Here is an 18,837-nt window from a genome sequence, read left to right on the forward strand (position 1 = left end):
ATGCGCAAATGTATCATAAAACGGCCAACTTACAACGTATTTACATAACCGGATGGGCTTACACCGAATTGTTTTTGAAAATCGCGGGAGAAGTTGGTCGGCACGCTGTAACCCACCATATCCGCCACTTCGTTGATTTTGTAGTTCTTTTCCGCAAGCAATTCCGCCGCTTTTTTAAGCCGTGAAAGGTTGATCAATTCATTGGGAGTCATGTCGGAAATGCCTTTGATCTTCCGGTAAAGCGTCGGCCGGCTCATGTTCATTTTGGACGAAAGCATATCCACGTCCAGGTCGCTGTCGGCGATGTGGACGGTGATGATGGCGTTCAGCTGTTCAAGGAAATCTTTGTCGGCGCGCGAGAATGCGATGCCTTTGATATGCGTGAGCGGCGAGCGGGCGAAGTAGTCCTTGATAATGTCGCGGTTGTGGAGCAGGTTACTGATCTGCGCCGAGAGGTGGTCCAGTGAAAACGGCTTTTCAATGTAAGCGTCCGCGCCCACTTCGAGCCCTTCGATCTTTGAGCTGATTGAGTTTTTCGCGGTGAGCAAAATGATGGGAATGTGGCTGAAACGCACGTCATTCTTCATTTCGCGGCACAATGCAATGCCGTCCATCACCGGCATCATAATATCGCTGATCACCAGGTGAATGTTCTCTTCCTGCAACAGATCTATCGCCTGCCGCCCGTCGCCGGCCCTGAAAATGTTGTAATCCAGGCTCAGCTCGCGGCCCAGGTAGCCCAGGATTTCGGCATTATCTTCCACCAGCAGCACATTCGGCTTATTGGGGTTGGCCGAAGTCTGTTCCGATTCATCCGGTTCGGCGCTTTGCGAATTTTCATCCTCCTTTTTCAGATCCAGCTCATAGTCCTGGTGAATGGGGATCGATAGCAGGAACGTATTCTGGTCGAGGTCCGAGCGTTTCAGTTCGAGCGTGCCCTTGTGCAGCTCCGCGAGCGAGCGGGCGAGGGGCAGGCCAATGCCCGTTCCCTGTTCCTTGCTGTGGCCTTCGGCGCGGTAGAAAGGCTCGAAAATACGGTCGCGGTCGTCGTAGCCGATCAGCGGGCCGTCGTTAGTGAACTCGATGTGGAAGAGCAGGTCGTCGCTGTTAAAGGGCGATAGCTTCACTTTTACGCTGCTTTCGGCATATTTGATCGCGTTGCTCACGAGGTTGCTCGTGATTTTCTTACACGCTTCTTCGTCTACAAATGCCTGCAAGGTAATGCGCGGCAGTTCGAGTTTGTATTGCAGCTGCTTTTGCTCGGCTGCCGGGCGGAACGTGGCGAAAACGTCGTTCAGCAGGTCATTAATGTCGGTTTTGGTAAAATTGAGGCTGTAATTGTTCGCCTCGGCCTTTCGGAAATCGAGGAGCTGGTTGGTCAAATCTATCAGTCGGGAGGTGTTTTTATCGATCATATTCAAACTCTCAATCGTTTCGGGGTCCGATTTCCGGCTGGCCAGCAGCTTGTCAAGCGGCATTTTGATCAGCGTCAGCGGCGTGCGGATCTCGTGGGCTACATTCGTGAAAAAGTCGATCTTGGCGTTATAAATCTCCCGCTCTTTCCCCATTTCAATCGTCTCGATCTGCCGGCGGCTTTTTTCGTGGAGGGCGAGAAAATAATAACGGAAAATTACAACAATAATACTCACCACCAGCACCACATAAACCAGATATGCCCAGCCCGTGGCCCAAAACGGCGGTAGAATCGTGATGCGCAGGCGCGTTTCGCGGTTATTCCACAGGCCGTCGTTGTTGGCACCGCGAATTTTGAGCGTGTAGTCGCCCGGCGGAAGTTTCGAAAACTGGATACGCCGGTTATTGTCCTGAATCGGCACCCACTCCTTCGATAGGCCTTCGAGCTGATATTGGTAGGTGTTTTGCTCCGGGATCACATAGCTCAGCACCGCCACGTCGAAGCTCAGGCTCGAACTCTGGTAAGGCAGCGTGAGCTCGTCGGCGTAAATCACGGATCGTTTCAGCGGCGCGTCTTCCGCCCGGATATCTACGTCGCGGTTGTTGACCTGCAAACGGGTAATGTACACCGGCGGCACGAATGCATTCCGCAGCAATGCGGCCGGCTTGAATCCCACCATCCCGGCCACGGTACCGAAGTACAGCGTTCCGTCGGGGTCCTTGAACGACGAATTGTAGTTGAACTGGTCCGTCGGAAGGCCGTTGCCGGTGTGGAAGTTTGTGAAGTGGTCTGTGCGGCCGTCGAGCTTCGCGAGGCCGCGCGAGGTGGTAATCCAGAAATTCCCGGCGTCGTCTTCCAGGACCCTGAACACCTGGTTGTCGGGCAAGCCGTTGGTTTTCCGGTAGTTGCGGAATTTGCCGGTTTGGGGATTGTAGCGAGAGAGGCCGTGCTCGGTACAGAGCCAGATGCTCTTGTCGGAGCTTTGGTAGATGCTGTTGACGTAATTATCCACCAAGCCTCCCGGCCGGTCTGCGCTGTACCGCAAATGTCCTTGTCTCCGGGTTTTGGGATTATAATACGACACCCCGCGACCATAGCTGGCTACCCACAATGTGCCCTCGGCGTCTTCATGAATGCTCTGTACCTGGCTGTTAAAGAATGGAATGCGGGTAAAATCGTCGGTTTCTCGATTGTATTTACAAAGGCCTATCCATGTACCTGCGAGAATGTCCCCTTCGCGCGTTTTGTACATCGTCACAATAAAATTGCTGCTCAGCGAGCGCGGGTCTGAGGATGCATTGTAATGCCGTACCACCCGCTCGGTGCGCAGATCGATCACGTCCAGGCCGTGTTCGTAAGTTCCCACCCACAGCTCGTTGCCGTCCACCACCATGCCGTGGAGGTTGCGGTAGGAAATGCTGCCGTGGCGCCCGTCGGGCAGGAAAGCCTTGAACTGGCCCGTTTGAATGTCCAGCCGGTTCAGCCCGGCGTCTTCCGTGCCGACCCACAAATGCCCGTTCCGATCCTTTGTGATTTCGTGTACAATGCTGCCGCTGATGCTGTTGCCGGGTTTTGGGAAAAACTTCCGGAAATTGTTGAACTGGGTCGAATAATAGTTGATCCCGCCGAACTGCGTCGTAATCCAGATGCCGCCTTCGCGGTCGCGCAGGATGGAATTGATGATGTTGTCGGTGATCGAATAGCGGTTAAAGCGCTCCCGCACAATGTGCTGCGACTTTCCCGAGACGAGGTCGAGAATGTACAATCCCGATTCCGTGCCCAGCCAGAATTCGCGGTCGCTTTTCTGGAAAATTGTGTGCACCTGAACGTCTTCCCCCGGCATTCCGGCTGCGGTGAGGTTGCGGACCTGCTTTTTGGCTACATTCAGCAGCAGCACCTTCTTCATCGAGCCGATCAGCAGCGATGAATCGCCCACCGCATGGAGCGTCATGGCGCCGTAAATATCCCGGACGCCCGACAGCTGGCCCACATTGAAAGCCTCGAAACGGCCCGTATCCTGCTGATAATGCCTCACCACGCCATTATTGCACGCCACCCAAACGGCTCCTGCCGGCGATACGTGCAGCGAAACGGGCTGGTCGTTGCCCAGGTCGACCCGGGCGGCGCGGCCTGTGCGGAGGTGGTAGCGGTATAGTTGGAGATTGGAAATGATCCAGATATTGCCATTGCGGTCGCCACGGATTTCAAGCACCTCGCCGGCCGGGATCAGTTTGAATGCATCGAAGCGGTCGGCGACGGGGTCGTACCGGTACACGCCCTTGTGCGTGCCCACCCAGAGCTTCTCGGAGGTATCTTCGTATAATGCAAATATCGAATTGCTGCCGATACTGAGCGAATCGCCTGTAATGTTCTGGAAAATCCGGAAAGTGTGGCCGTCGAAGCGGTTGAGGCCGTTGCGGCTCGCAAACCACATGAAGCCCTTCTTGTCCTGTACCATTTCGCCGACGGCATTACCCGACAAGCCGTTCGAAACCTGGTAATTCCTGAAATAGAATGGGATATCCTGCGCAACGGCTTGCATTGCAATCCATAGCGACAGCAGGATGGAAATGAATATTCTCACCAATTTAATCTGCATTATAAACTCACAGCCTGGCACAACCGGCATGTAAAGATATCCACTAAAATCTTAGTTAAATCATAAAAATTCGGGGTGAGACATTTTGATTCAAAATTGAGACAAAACGATCATCCCGTTACCCGCTAAACCCGGAACTTCGCAGCATTCTTAATTAATCCAATATTATAATTAAATAGTAACAACGCCGGGGGGCTTTTCACCCAACTATCCTTCATGAAAATGAAATTATACAAATCAACCGGTCCGGGCAGACGCCTTTCGCCGGTTCGACATTCTTTTGCGCAGGCAGCCGCATGGCTGGGTTGTCTGCTGATGATACTTTCGGCCTGGCAAGCCAGCGCACAATCCGTGCAGATTACCGGTAAGATCAAAGACGCCAACGACGTGCTGCCCGGCGTAGCGATCGTCGAAAAGGGCACCAATAACGGAACAGTGTCTGCTGTGGACGGAACGTTCAAACTGGATGTAAGCAATGCCAATGCAACGCTCACGATCTCGAATGTAGGTTATGTGACGCAGGAAATCGCATTGGCGGGCAAGACTTTCATCGAAGTCGACCTGGCCGAAGACCAGAAGACGCTGAACGAAGTGGTGGTGATCGGCTATGGCTCGCTGAACAAAAAGGAGGTTTCCAGCGCCATTACGCACCTTTCGGGTAAGGACCTCCTCCGTGTGGGCGGTAACAACCCGCTGATGGCCATCCAGGGCAAGGTAGCCGGCCTTTCGGTGGCCAATACGTCTGCGGCAGACCCCAACTCTTCGCCCAGCATCCAGCTGCGCGGGGCGTCGTCAAGAAGCGCCGGTTTGGGCCCGTTGTTTGTGATTAATGGTGTGCCGGGCGGTAACATCGACAACATCAACCAGAACGAAATCGAGTCGATCGACGTCCTCAAAGGCGGCGCAGCGTCAGCCATTTACGGTACGCGGGGCAGCAACGGGGTAATCGTGATCACGACCAAAAAGGGATCGGAAACTTCGCGTATATTCTATGACGGTTACGCCACTTTCGACTATGCTACCAACCAGCTGGAAGTGCTTTCGAGAGAGGATTTTCTTGCCAACAAACGCGGAGTCGACTTCGGCGGTAATACCAACTGGATGAAGGAAGTGAAGCGCAACCCGTCTTTCTCACACAAGCATACCCTGCAATTTTCGGGCGGAAACGGCAAAACAAACTACTTCACCTCGCTCGACTACCGCGATGCGAACGGGATAGACCTCCGTTCGGCCAAGCGCGAGTACGGCGGCCGGATCAATATCAACCATAAAACGGCCAACAACCTTGTTGAGCTGTCGTTTACCGCTGCGCCGCGCTACACCAAGACGAGTGACGCGTACTACGCCGGTTTTAACCACGCACTGACCCTGAACCCGACGCTCGACCTGCGCGACTCAACCGGCAAATATGCCTATCTGACATCCGGATTTTTTGCAAATAACCCGGTTGAAGTCGCGAAGAGCGTCAAGTCCGACCGCGAGTACAAGCTGATGGATTTGAATGGTTCAGCGAAAATCAACATTCTTGAAAACCTCAATACCGTGGTGACCATCGGCCAGGTGAACTCTTCGATGAGAAGGTATCTATTTTCACCGTCGACGCTCACGACGATCGTGAATGGCAACAAACGGAACACCGGCGAGCAAATCCTCGAAGAAAACGATCAGAAAAGCTTTGAATGGATCGGTAACTATTACCTCGATCTGAACAAGCATTCCGTCAAGCTGCTGGGCGGCTACTCGTTCCAGTACTTCACAGCTTCGGGTTTCAATGCAAAAAATGAGAATTTTCCCTCCAATGTATTGACCTACAACAACCTGGGTAGCGGATTGTGGAACTTGCAGGAAGGGATTAACAATGTCGGTTCTTACAAAAACTCATCCAAACTGATCGCCTTCTTCGGCCGTTTGAACTACGATTTCGACCAGAAATACTACCTGTCGGCCAGCTTGCGCCGCGAGGGTTCTTCGAAATTCGGTTATTCCAATAAATGGGGTTACTTCCCGGCCGCTTCCGTGGCCTGGCGTGCCACGCAGGAGCAATTCCTGAAAAACATCCCCTGGCTGAACGAACTGAAAGTGCGTGCGGATTATGGCGAGACGGGCAACCAGGATTTCGGAAACTACCTTTCGCTGGATACCTACGGCGGCTACGGCTACTATTTGTACAATGGCATCAACTACCAGGTGTGGGGCCCGAGCCAGAATACCAACTACGATTTGCGCTGGGAAAAAGCGGCCAACTTCAATGCCGGTCTGGATTTCGAACTCTTCGGCAGCAAGCTTTCCGGTAGTTTGAACTACTACATCCGCACCAACCGCGACTTGCTTGGTAACTATAATGTATCCAACCCGCCCAACATCCAGGGACAGACTTTCGCAAATGTGGGCACGATGCGCAACACCGGTTTCGAGTTGCAGCTGAATGCATCGGTACTTCGGAAAGGCGACTTCACTTACGACATCGGTTTCACAGGCGCTTATAACAACAACAAATTTGTTTCCTTCTCGAACTCGCTTTTCCGCGGCCAGAAGTACGTGGACGTGGTGGGCATGCCTTCGCCGGGAAGTCCGGGCACATTGCAGCGCTTGCAGGAAGATACCCGCATCGGCAGCTTCTTTGCCCTCAAATCCGCCGGTGTGAACGACCAGGGCGCATTGCTCGTGTACAACAAAAAAGGAGAGGTGATTCCCGGTAACCAGGCCACTGCCGACGATAAGCAGTTTGTAGGAAACGGTTTGCCGAAGTTTACCATGGGTCTTTCCAATAATTTCAAATACAAAAACTGGGACCTGAGCGTGTTCCTGCGCGGCGCATTCGGCTATGAATTGTTCAATACCTACGCGTTTTACCTGGGCACGCCAGCCACGCAGGAGAATGCCAACGTACTGAAATCAGCTTATGATGGTGGCAAATACTCGAAACTGACCAGCCCCACGACGTATTCGGCGCTCTCGGATTACTTCCTCGAACCGGGCGGGTTTGTGAAAATCGATAATGTCACGCTGAGCTACACGCAGCCTATCCAGACGAAATTCCTGCAATCGGTGCGGATTTACGCAACGACCCGCAACCTGGCGACATTCACCAAATTCACCGGCGGCGATCCCGACCTGATCAATGTCAATGGCCTGTACCCGGGCGTGAACAGAAACAGTGACAACAACGGTACGCTCGATTACTACCCGTCGACCACCCAGCTGCTGCTCGGCGTTCAGCTTACCTTCTAATTTTTTGAAATGACAATGAAAAGCAATCGCATAATAAAAAACATAGGACGCCTGGGTGCCGGAATGCTGCTGATGGCAACCGCCGGCTGCACCAACCTGGACGAGGAACTGTACGACCGTATCACATCCGAAAACTTCCTTCAAACACGCGAAGACGTGACCCGCGACTTCCTCCGGGCATTTGAGCACAGCTATTGGAGCATTCAGGGCGGCAACACGTTTATGTTGCAGGAAAACAGCTCCGACGAGCTCATGACGCCCAATCGCCAGGGCGACTGGTTCGACGGCGGACAGTTCCAACGCGTGCATTACCACACCTGGACACCGAACGACGGCTTCACGGCCGATCCATGGAATGCATTGTACGGCGGTGTAACGCTCGCGACCAACTCGCTGGAAGATTTGCAGGGGATCACCGACCCATCCAGATTCGATATGACCCATGCCGAGCTGGACGGCATGATCGCCGAGCTCCGCACGCTCCGCGCGTGGCTGAACATCCGCCTGCTGGATTTCTACCGCAACATCGTGATCGTCACCAAAGTGAAAGGTGAAACTGCCGGCGGGCCGCAGGTAACACCGCAGGAAGCCTTCGCATTCATTGAAAACGAACTGAAAGAATCACTTCCAAAACTGCCGACGGTGCAAAGCCTTGGCGCTAATGCGGTGGGCCGCTGGACGCAGGGTGGGGCGGCGTCGCTGCTCGTGCGGTTGTATCTCAATTCCAAAGTGTACACCGGCACCGACAGGTTTGCCGACTGTGCTACGCTTTGCCAGGAAATGATCGATGGCAAATACGGCACTTACGCGCTCGAATCGCGCTGGGATGCGCCATTTGACTATAATAATGCGACTTCGAAGGAAACGGTGTTCGGCTTCCCGGGCAGCTTCGGGCTCACGCACTGGCAGTATGACAGCGGAATGTACTTCTGGATGCTGCCGAACCTTGCGCCGCGCTACCTCGGATTTACCGATTTCGGCGATGCCAACCCCAAGTATGCCATGCAGCCGGGGCTGGATGTGGATGGAAAAGAATATCCGTTCGCATTGGGCAAGCCATTCGTGAAGTTTCAGAAATATCCGGATGATGTCCGTTTGAAAAAATACAAAAACCTGGGCAACAGCAAGCGCGAAGGTATGTTCCTGCACGGCTACCTGCCCTACACCAACTCCGCCGGCAAGCCCGACACGGTACGCGGTTTCAAAGGTCCGTACGCGCTGTACCTCCGCGACCAGGTAGGCAAGTTCCTCGACGCAAAACCAGGCACGCCGATCGCCGACAAAACGTCGAATATGAACAATGCGGACAACAACTCGGGTATTTTCCCGGTGAAATATCCGTTCTACCCGAGCGACGATGTGAACAAGATCGCATCGGCATATGCGGAGATCCGTTTTGCGGAGATTTATTACTCGCTGGCTGAATGCAAATACCGTGCAGGTGACAAAGCGGCTGCGGCGGCATTGCTCAATGCGGTGCGGAAGCGCAACTACCCGGCCAATTCGCCAAGCCTTTACAAGGCGAATGGCAGCCAGCTCACCGACCAGGAAATGCTCGACGAATGGGGCCGTGAGTTCCTCGTAGAGGGCCGTCGCCGCACCGACATGATCCGCTGGGGCGTGTTCACAAAAGGCACCTGGTGGGACAAAACGCCGGATGCCGGCAGCCACACCGAAATCTTCCCGATCGGACAAACGGTGCTGAACTCATCTCCGCAGCTTAAACAAAATCCCGGTTACTAACCGGTCTCCCGTCCGCACCGGGTGGCTCGCAACGAATAACTAAAACCGATGATAGAACACTGAGCATGGGCGCTCCTGCGCCCGTGCCAGTGTAAATGCGCCTCAAAAGGGCGCATTTTTTGTTGTCCTACTTTTCCTTGCTCTTTTCGTCGTACCGTTTTTTCAGTCCGGCGAGGGCGCTGTCGTAGCCGGCCTGGTCGAAGAATGCCTCGGGGCGGTATGGGCTGCCGGGTTTATGCTTTTGGTGCAGGGCAAACTGGCTCGCATGAGAGGAAAGCCAGATATCAAACCGCTCGTTCTTCATCACGGCCAGCGTTTTGGCATAATCCTTACCCACTTCCGGATAGCCGGGCATACCGGATAATTTCGTTTCGTCGAGAATGCTCGGCATGTTCGCGATAAAGACCTTATACGCCCGTTTTTCGTCCCTGACGGTGAACGAGAAGCTGCTTGCACCGGGTGTGTGGCCAGGATGGTGCAGGAGCTTTACCTGCATGGTACCCAGCTTGATGATCTCCCCGTTTTTAAGCAGCTGATCGGGCGTCACCGGTTCGAATGTGCTGCCGTGGCCGCCCAGCGCGTAGTCGGATGCGCCGCCGTCGGTCATGGCTTTGCCGTCTTTTTCCTGGATTAGCAGCCTGGCCCCGGTGGCTTGTTTAATGGCCGCCATACCCTCTACGTGGTCGTAATGCGCGTGCGTGGCCAGGAGTATTTTAATGTCCTCGAATTTGAACCCGAGCGCCTGCACGTGTTTGCGGATCACCGGCACGGAGCTTTCGAGGCCTGTGTTGATGAGGATGTGGCCTTTCGGTGTGGCAATGAGGTAGCAGGCCAGGTCGTAAGTGCCTACGTAATAAAGGTTGCCCGCGATGCGGAACGGACGGTATTCTTTTGTCCATTCCTGCTGTACGTAAGGCAGTTTTCTGGGTTTGTTTTGAGCCTCAGTTGCAAATGGGGCCAGTATCGCGCCGGCGATGAGCGTCGTGAAAAGTGATTTTTTGATGGATGGCATAGGATTGATGGTAAGCCGGCAAAGATAAAACGCGGCGCCAGCAAAGCAAAAGCCCATTCCGGCTCATTTGGGGCGGTTCGTAATCATTTTAACAAACTGATAATAAATGCATAAACTCTGCGCAAAGTGAATGGCTGTTCTTTGTGAAAACAATTTCACACAATCAGTTCTATATCACCATGAAACCACTATTTACTTACGCCGCCCTGGCCTCGTTGTGCGTGCTCGGCGCATGCCAGGACCACCGCGATCCGAACAGCCCCGACATTACGCTGCAAAACCGCTCGGTAACGCCCGTGCTGGCGAAGCTGCTTCCGGGTGCCACCAACGGGCGCGTTTCGGCTGGCAATGTGAAGCTTTACTCGCTTCTCAGCAGCGACGACCAGCTCGAACAATCGCCCAACTTCGTGTTCGGCGGCTCGGCGGATGGTGCAGGACTTTTCCAGAACCCGGACGGTAATTACACGATCCTGGTCAACAACGAAGACAATTTCGCGGTGTCGCGCATTACGCTCGACAAGGGCTTCAAGCCGGTGAAGGGCGAATATGTGCTCAATTCCGACGGCGGAACGTGGCGCCTGTGCTCGGCGACGCTCGTGACGCCTGTCGAGCACGGTTTCGGGCCGGTATTCCTTACTTCGGGTGAAAGCGGCCAGGAATCGCGCACGCATGCATTGAATGTGGACGCGGATGTGAGCCAGGCGAATATCTCCCGCGAAGTGGCAGGACTGGGCCGATGGAGCGCCGAAAATGCCGTTCCGCTTCCGAAAACGGCCTATCCGGGTAAAACCGTGGTGCTGATTGGCGACGACGATTCGGATGTGAATGGCGGGCAGGTGGCGATGTACATGTCGAACACCGTAGGCGACCTCGACAACGGCTCATTGTACATGCTCAAACGCGCCGACAACAACCAGAAGGAAATGGCTATGACGCCCGGCTCGACTTACGACGTTGAATTTGTGAAAATTGATAACCACAAAACGCTCACCGGCGCGCAGATCAACGCAAAGGTGAATGATCTGAAAGCGATCAAATTCGGACGTGTGGAAGATGTGGATTACCGGAAGGGTGGGGGCGCCCAGGGCCGCGAAGTGATTTTTGCAGTAACCGGCCAGGACGACACCGGTCCGAATGCCGACTACTCGCGCTCGAAATACGGCCGCGTTTACCGCCTCGTGCTGGACGCGAACGATCCTGCCAAAGGTAAACTGGAAGTATTGCTCGATGGCGACGACCGCAATGGCATTGCCGGCACGTTCCAAAACCCGGATAACGTTTGCGTCACGTTCGATTACGTGTACATCATGGAAGATCCCAATGGCTACGGCGACGAAACGCATGATGGCTATGTGTATCAATATAACCTCAATACCCGGCAATTGACGCCGGTGCTGCAAATCGACCACCGCCGTACCGAGGCCGATGCGGCCAAGTACAATGTAGGTGGAGCTTCTGCGCCCGGCTCATGGGAAAGCAGCGGGATGATCGACGTGTCGGATGTTACCGGCCGTGCGAATACATTCATGCTCGGCATTCAGGCGCACACCTGGCGCGGTGATAAATACAAGGGAGTGGACGGCGGCTCGGTCCGGAAATCGGAAAACCAGGCCAGCCAGCTCATTCTGATCGAAGGTCTGCCTCGTTAATTTATATAGTTTTCAGACTCCTGGCCGGAATTTTCGGGTCAGGAGTTTTCCTTTTTTGATTCAATGCCCACTACCCATGCTGAAATTCACGCGTAACCCGAATTCGTTTATCTTCCGTCACAGGAGGCTACTTTTTTCCCTTTTTCTGATCATCATTATCCCGCTCATTGTTTGCCTCATCTGGTGGCTCACTGAGCCGGACGCGGCGCCGGCCAGGCAGGTCAAGACCACGTTCATGCAGGACGTGACCGGGCTCGACAGCGCCGTAAGCCGTTTGCAGACCGACATCCGCGCACGTCGCCCGGCGGCCATTCAGGCGTCGTTCCGAGACGCCCGGTTGGCCTACAAGCGTGTCGAATTCATTTCCGCCTATTACAGTCCCGAAACGACCCGCGCCCTCAACGGCCCGAATATCCCCGAGGTGGACGACGACCTGCGCGTGAATGAGCCGCAGAGTTTTCAGGTTTTGGAAGAAATGGTTTTTCCCGAAGTGGCCACCGACGCTTACCCCGACATGCTGCATGCGGCTAATGTGATCCGCGCCAATGTGAACCGGCTTCGCAGGATTTCAGAATCCAATGAGCTGACGGACAGTCACATATTCGATGCCATGCGGCTGGAAGTGTTCAGGATCGTTTCAATGGGCATTACCGGTTTCGATTCGCCGGTTGCATTCCATTCACTGCCCGAAGTGGCCGCGGCGTTGGAAAGTATGCAGCGGCAATTCCGGCATTATACCAAAACGAACGACGGCCCGGCAGCGCAGCTTCACAGCGCTTTTGACGCGGCACTGGCCTACATCCGCAAATCGCCGGATTTCGATGCATTCGATCGGCTGGAATTTATCAGGCACTATGCCAACCCGCTGAGCAGCAGCGTGATCGACGCACAGAAAGCGTTGGGTATCCCGGTTTTTACAGAAAAAAGGCTGCTATCGACGTCCGCACGCACACTCACCGATTCGGGGGCTTTCGATGCCAATTATTTTATCAATTTTGAAGAGCAAAGCATGACTTCCGAGCGAATCGCTTTGGGTAAAATGCTGTTTTTCAATCCGATATTATCCAATAACTCGGGCCGGACCTGCGCTACCTGCCACCAGCCCGACAAGGCATTCACCGACGGCGAGCCCAAGAGCTTTGCGCTCGGTTTTAATGGAATGCGCATCAGCCGAAATGCCCCGACGTTGCTGAACGCCTCGTTCCAGGCCGCCCAGTTCGCCGACTCGCGCGTTACCTTCCTCGAAGATCAGGCCAGCGATGTGATCCGCAATCCGCAGGAAATGCACGGCTCGCTCCCCGATGCCGTGGCCGCGCTCCGCAACGAGCCGGAATCGCGGAAACTGTTCGAAGAGGCCTATTCCGACGGCGTGACGGAAAGTAACCTTAAAAATGCCATTGCGAGCTACATCCGCTCGCTATCGTCGCTCGATACGCGCCTGGATCGCCATTTCCGCGGGGATGAAACGCTGCTTACTGCGGAAGAAAAGTCCGGTTTCAACCTGTTTATGGGCAAAGCCAAATGTGCGACCTGCCATTTTTTCCCGCTTTTCAACGGCACCGTGCCGCCTGCCTACCAGGAAACGGAAAGTGAGGTGCTGGGCACGCCCGCGACTGCGGAGGGTAAGTCGGTAGATCCGGACGTTGGCAAATTCGTCCTGACGAAACGCGAGCCGCACCGTTATGCATTCAAAACGCCCACGGTTCGCCACGTGGCGCTTACGGCTCCCTATATGCACAACGGGGTTTTCAAGACATTGGAAGAAGTAGTCGATTTTTACGATCAGGGTGGTGGGAATGGTTTGGGTTTTAACCTTGAAAACCAGACGCTGCCGTTTGATAAGCTCAATCTGACGGTCTCCGAGAAGAAGGCGCTGGTCGCATTTATGAAGATTTTGTAATTCAGAAGGCCTGCTGACAAAGGGTTGTCATTCCGGAGTAGTTTATTTGTATTAAATCAATAATCACTTCAACAGACAACCCTATGCAAACGATCATCAGCAACGGCACGCCCATTAGCTACAACACGTACGGAAGCGGACCCGCGACGCTACTTTTCGTCCACGGCTCGTTCATCGATCAGACCTACTGGAAAGAACAGGTCGCGTTTTTCAAAGAGAAATACAAAGTCGTAACGATGGATTTGGCCGCCCACGGGCAATCGGGCACGAACCGTTCCGAATGGACGCTCCGCGGCATGGCCGACGACATTATCAACCTGATCCGCGCGTTAAACCTCGAACGGGTAATCCTGATCGGCCACTCACTCGGCGCGAACCTCATTCTCATGGCCGCAACCACCTATCCCGATCCGGTGATCGGTTTCATCGCCGTCGACAACTTCAAAAACCTCGCAACGCCGCTTCCGCCCGAGTATGATAGCCAGGTAGAAGAAATCATCGAAAATTCAAAAAAAGCCTACGCCGATACGAACGAGCATTATGCCCGCATGGTGCTGCTCGGCCCCGAAACCCCGCAATGGATTATCGACAAGGTAGTGGCCGCTTGCCGCGCGGCGTACGAGCCGATGGGTCAGCAGACCATGCCGCAATTTTTCATCATGGACCGCATCGAAAGGGAAGTTCTGCCATTGCTGAGGCCGAAAATGAACCTGATCAACGTCAATTACATGCCTACCAACGTAGAAGCGCTTGAAAAGCACGCGGTGAACGGCTACTCGCTCATCGAAATCGCCGGCACATGCCATTACCCGATGCTCGAATCGCCCAAAGCGCTGAACGAGGCATTGGACGAGGTGATTGATGAGGTGCTGCAAGTGAAATTTACGGACAGTTAATTGCCAGGTCGTCGCATGCGCGGCGAAGCGTCCGTATTTCGGCGGGCGATTTCGAGAGACCGATCGCCCGTTTGTAGTGTAATGCGCTCATCTCAGGCGAAAGCGGCGCGTACAGATAGCCCAGCAGGGCGTGGTAGGGGGTATGGTCTTCCAGGCTCAGCTTCTTCGCTTCCTGCAACCCGGCCTCGTTGCCGTGCACTTTCGCGAAAGCGAACGTGCGATTGAGTGCGGTTGTGGGAGAGTACTCGACGATAATCAATTGGTTGTACAAATGCAGGATATGCGGCCATTTGGCGGTGTTTTCGGGTGTGGTATGCCAATAGGCGATGCCTGCTTCGATGTGGTATTTCGATATGGTTTCCCCGCTGCACGCATTAACGAGATAATAATTGCCCCGGTCGATCAGCGCGCGGTCCCACTGACTTTGGTCCTGCGCTTCGAAAAGCACCGTTTGCCCGTCGCCATTCAGCCGCGCATCGAACCGCGAACTCTGGTAGCACATCAGCGCCAGCAACGCATCTGCGTGGCGTGAATTGACGAATGGATTTTCAGTAAGCAGGAGTGCAAGACGCATAGCTTCTGCGCATAGGTCCTCGCGAATGAGATGGTTGCCCGATTTGGAAAAATAACCTTCATTAAACAGCAAATACAGCGTGCGCAAAACCGAATCCAGCCGGGACTGTACATCGGCCGGGTGCAGCGAGCCCATGCGGAAGTTGTCTTCGCGCAGCCTGGCGCGTGCCCGCAGGAGCCGCTTTTTAATGGTTTCCGGTTTGGAGAGAAATGCGTCGGCGATCTCGGCAACCGTGAAACCGCACAGGACCTGCAACGCCAGACTGATCTGCGCCTGCGGAGCGTTGGCCGGGTTGCAAACGGCGAAAAGCATCGCCAACTGACTGTCTGCGATGGTTTCCGCCGTGAATTCGAAATCCGGTTCCGGCTGCACACTTTCGCGGAGGAGGGCGGGTGAGACCTGCGTTTCGAAGACGCGGATATGTTTGAGATGATCTTTCGCTTTATTTCTGGCTACGGCATAGAGCCATGCCGTAGGATTATCGGGCTGCCCTTCCTTCGGCCAGATTTCCGCAGCTGTCAGAAAAGCGTCACTGGCAATGTCCTCCGCAATTTGAATGTGCCTCAGTCCGAAATGACGGCAGATTACCGCCGTCATCCGGGTGAACTCCTTTCTGAAAAGACTGTGCAGTGTTCCAGGGTTAGAGACCATTGTCGGGCCTATTTGCGCTGTACTACTTCCCTGACCTCGATGCTTCCCCCGATTTTGAAGATCGGATTGCCCCTGGCGAGTTCTACGGCCTCTTCGATCGTATCGGTGCGCACGATGACGTACCCGCTCACAAATTCCTTGATCTCGGTAAATGGCCCGTCGGTGACTACATCGTCGGCATGCACCGTTCTGGCGCTTTCCACGGAGAGGGTGTTGCCTTTGTCGGCGAGCTTGTTTTGCGCGGCGATGCCGGCGAGCCAATTCATACGTTCCTGCATTTGCTCCGGTGTGGGGCGGAAGTCCGTCTGGTTGTTAAGTCTGAAAATTAATGCGAATTCTTTCATGTCCTTATCGTTTGATTTACCCTATGACGACCGGACGGTCCGCATGGGGACAACCTGTGCCGAAAAATAAACAGGATTGCAAAAAAATGGCAAGCGGCTCATCCATGCTATGTCAAGTTTCAGCACAGACTTCACCTCCAAAAAGCAAAAGAGCAGACGTTTCGCCTGCTCTTTTGTAATGGGTTGGGGTTATAGCTTGTAGCGGGCGATGAAGGTGTTTCGCTCTTGATGCTTGCCGTTTAGAGTAATCTCATTAAATGTTGAATTGTCATAAAACCAGCCCGCAACATACACATAACCTGTGTTGGTAATACAAATTTTGTTGACCCTGTCCTCGGTAGGTCCTCCGTCGCGGACAGGTTTTTTACCATCAATGCGGTTGAGTAGAACGGGATCGACCTCGGTGAGAATAATATCGGCCGCTCCTGCACTATTAACAAGCAAATTGTCACCCATCGGAAATCTGCCGGTAGCGCCCGTGAAAGATCCCGAAATGACAATGTTACCATTTGCAGTTTTGGCAATACCCCCGTGATAATCCTTTCCGCCGGAGTTAAAGCCATTACGTGCGTTGAGGAACCTACCGTCAGAAGTGCTCCATTTTCCCAGGTACACATTCTCGTCCCCGGCGCTGAGCAGGTTCATGTCCTCAATGTCGCCGCTGTGCATGCCCGTTAGATAAACGTTTTGGTAGGTTTTATCAATTTCAATGTCGTAGGCGAAATCTACTTCACGGGAGCCAATGCGTTTTGCCCAGAGGAAACTTCCAGAAATAAGCCCCCATTTCGCGATAAACGCATCTACGCTGTCAACGCTTTTCAGGCTAAGCGCATTGGAAAATTTGATAGATTGCAGAAATGCACCACCAATGTAGGCATTCCCGTAAACGTCGACTGTAATCGTTTCGGGTGCCTGGATGTCGGCTCCCTGCATCATGTGGGCAGACCCAAAATTACCGTCGAGGGCAGAAAGTATTGTCAAAAAGCCATCCCGACCATCCGCTTTCTGTGGCATGGTTCCGGGAAAAGCGATATTGGTGTTGATATTATCACCTTCAACGGTTCCTGTCAGGTATATTTTAGGTCTTTCGGCTGCCTCAAAAAATGCAAGTGCCCTTCCCTGGTCGTTTTGTGGTCCACCAAAAGTTTTAAACCAATCGGTAGTTCCGTCCGGCTTGATCTTCGCGACAAATCCGTCTAGGCCGCCTTTTGCCGTGACCGATTGCCGGGTAAGTGGGCCGCTGATGAAACCTGTTACATATACATGCCCGGCGCTGTCCAGAGCGATGGCATTCGCATGATCGTCACCGGTGCTGCCATCGGTGTAAAGCCACACGCATTGTCCTGCGCTGTTGTATTTGGCGACGAAGAAATCGTCCGAACCCGCGACCGAATTCAGGGTTTTTTTATTGCCGAACCGAACCACGCCTTTGGCTGTGCCGGAAACGTAAATGTTGCCTTTGGAGTCGGCTATGATGTCTGTCGGGAAATTGTATCCGCCTGAGATGCTGAATGCTTCCGGGGAAGGAGCTCCGATCTGTACAGTCCTGGTGGAGCCATTGCTGCCGCCATCAATTCCTTTCACAATCAGTTTTACCTGATAATTACCTGCCGTCTCAAAATCATGCGGGATGGAATCACCACTCTGCAAAGGCGTCCCATCCCCGAAATCCCATTGAATATTTGCCGCGTTTTCTGCTTCGCTGGTGAATGTGACGCTGCATGGGGCCTTGCAGCCGTTTTCGGGCGTGAATTTGAAGCGCGAAACAGGCTTTTGGGGCATGTCCACCTGACATGCGACGGCGAGGGAGGTCAGTAGGATGTAGGTAAAGATTCTCTTCATGAAATGCATTCGATAGGGAGTACCGTAAAGTTAGCGGATTTTTGCCAGCAGTTCCACGGCTTGCGGATTGTAAGTACTTTCTGTGTTCGAGATGACCTTTTTGAGCTGCTCTTCACAGCTTTTACGGTCGTTTTGTTGCAGGTAAGCCAGTGCGATATACCATTCGGCGGCGTTTTTTACCTGGCGGAAACTGCTGTTTTCAACGTGTTGCAGTTCGGGCAGCGCCAGGGCGGCTTCACGTTGCGCGAGATGGCGCACACCCTGGTTCACACGCGCCGTATCCGACCGCCATTGCCGGAATGCAGCCGGGCTGATCCCCAGTTTGTCTTTTGGGAACGGGCTTTCGAGTTGCGTGTCTGCTTTGAAATATTCGGCAAAAAGGTCGGTTTCCGGCAAGGCTGGCGCTGGCGTTTCAAGCCGTTTCGTTGCCGGAGTAACCGCTTTCGACGGAGCGGGCTGTTCGGCGGGCTTCGCTTGCGGCGTTGTATCCGGTATTGCCGGTTGGTCGGTTATGGTGGTTTTGGAAGCTATCTGCGTAGGTTTCGGTTCGTCGTTGGCATACCAGATAAGCCCTATTGCCAGGAGCACGCTGGCTGCGGCGGCGATATAGGGCCAGCGCCTGGTCGTTTGAGGGCCGGCGGCCGGTTGCAGGGGAGTGATGTTTGTATCGTTCTGGTTATCAGGGGTGTTTTTGAAAGCTAATGCGCCTTCGCTTTGCAGCTGGGCGTGAATGTCCCTGAATAATTTCCTGTTTTCACTGGCTTTCAAACCATCGCGAATGCGGCGTTCGGTATCGACGGCGCGGGCCAGGGATTCGTCGGTTTGCAGCCGTTTTGCAAAATCCGCGCGTTCTTCGGGCGTGCCTTGGCCGCTCAGGTACCGGTGGATTTCATCAAACGTTTCTTGCGATAATTCCATAGCTTCAAAATCGTGGTTCAATGGTGAGATTGTAGGAGTTGATACGCGTTTTCGCCGATTGTTA

The 18,837-nt window shown here is 53.8% G+C and carries 11 protein-coding genes; 5 read left to right on the forward strand and 6 right to left on the reverse strand.

The genetic code is table 11. The annotated features are described in order from the left end of the window. Positions 1–29: 29 nt before the first annotated feature. Complete coding sequence (locus tag DFER_RS02770; protein ID WP_012780172.1) at positions 30–4,013, reverse strand: two-component regulator propeller domain-containing protein; 3,984 nt, start codon at positions 4,011–4,013, stop codon at positions 30–32. 216 nt (positions 4,014–4,229) lie between these two features. Between DFER_RS02770 and DFER_RS02775 the strand changes: the two genes are divergently transcribed. Both DFER_RS02775 and DFER_RS02780 read left to right on the forward strand, forming a co-directional pair. Next, on the forward strand, positions 4,230–7,244 hold the full coding sequence (locus tag DFER_RS02775) for a SusC/RagA family TonB-linked outer membrane protein (RefSeq protein ID WP_229206157.1): 3,015 nt from the start codon (positions 4,230–4,232) through the stop codon (positions 7,242–7,244). A gap of 15 nt (positions 7,245–7,259) precedes the next feature. Continuing rightward, on the forward strand, positions 7,260–8,987 hold the full coding sequence (locus DFER_RS02780; protein ID WP_041734670.1) for a RagB/SusD family nutrient uptake outer membrane protein: 1,728 nt from the start codon (positions 7,260–7,262) through the stop codon (positions 8,985–8,987). A gap of 127 nt (positions 8,988–9,114) precedes the next feature. On the opposite strand, the gene bla is transcribed toward DFER_RS02780, so the two are convergent. Continuing rightward, positions 9,115–9,999 carry a subclass B3 metallo-beta-lactamase gene (bla, locus tag DFER_RS02785; RefSeq protein ID WP_012780175.1) on the reverse strand — a complete coding sequence of 295 codons (885 nt, stop codon included), beginning with the start codon at positions 9,997–9,999 and terminating at the stop codon, positions 9,115–9,117. A gap of 179 nt (positions 10,000–10,178) precedes the next feature. On the opposite strand from bla, the gene DFER_RS02790 reads away from it, so the two are divergent. From DFER_RS02790 to DFER_RS02800, 3 genes are all read left to right on the forward strand, one after another. Next, positions 10,179–11,648, forward strand: a complete 1,470-nt coding sequence (locus DFER_RS02790) for a PhoX family protein (protein ID WP_012780176.1) — start codon at positions 10,179–10,181, stop codon at positions 11,646–11,648. Between the two features lie 76 nt (positions 11,649–11,724). Continuing rightward, on the forward strand, positions 11,725–13,548 hold the full coding sequence (locus tag DFER_RS02795; protein WP_015810086.1) for a cytochrome c peroxidase: 1,824 nt from the start codon (positions 11,725–11,727) through the stop codon (positions 13,546–13,548). Positions 13,549–13,631: 83 nt separating this feature from the next. Then, positions 13,632–14,444 (forward strand): alpha/beta fold hydrolase, encoded by an 813-nt coding sequence (locus tag DFER_RS02800; RefSeq protein ID WP_015810087.1) that lies wholly within the window; start codon positions 13,632–13,634, stop codon positions 14,442–14,444. Here DFER_RS02800 and DFER_RS02805 read toward each other — a convergent pair. The 4 genes from DFER_RS02805 to DFER_RS02820 all read right to left on the reverse strand — a co-directional run bounded on the left by DFER_RS02805 (position 14,431) and on the right by DFER_RS02820 (position 18,773). Next, positions 14,431–15,669 carry an RNA polymerase sigma factor gene (locus DFER_RS02805; RefSeq protein WP_015810088.1) on the reverse strand — a complete coding sequence of 413 codons (1,239 nt, stop codon included), beginning with the start codon at positions 15,667–15,669 and terminating at the stop codon, positions 14,431–14,433. The two genes, DFER_RS02800 and DFER_RS02805, sit on opposite strands and share 14 nt — an antisense overlap. Positions 15,670–15,677: 8 nt before the next feature. Beyond that, positions 15,678–16,013, reverse strand: coding sequence for a YciI family protein (locus DFER_RS02810; RefSeq protein ID WP_015810089.1), 336 nt, complete (start codon positions 16,011–16,013; stop codon positions 15,678–15,680). Between the two features lie 189 nt (positions 16,014–16,202). Next, entirely contained in the window at positions 16,203–17,855 is a 1,653-nt protein-coding gene (locus DFER_RS02815) for a PKD domain-containing protein (protein WP_143828639.1), read from the reverse strand. A gap of 30 nt (positions 17,856–17,885) precedes the next feature. Further along, the gene (locus tag DFER_RS02820; RefSeq protein WP_015810091.1) at positions 17,886–18,773 is read right to left on the reverse strand and encodes an anti-sigma factor family protein; all 888 of its coding nucleotides are present in this window, start codon (positions 18,771–18,773) and stop codon (positions 17,886–17,888) included. Positions 18,774–18,837: the final 64 nt, after the last annotated feature.

Source organism: Dyadobacter fermentans DSM 18053 (genome assembly GCF_000023125.1).
Classification (GTDB): domain Bacteria; phylum Bacteroidota; class Bacteroidia; order Cytophagales; family Spirosomataceae; genus Dyadobacter; species Dyadobacter fermentans.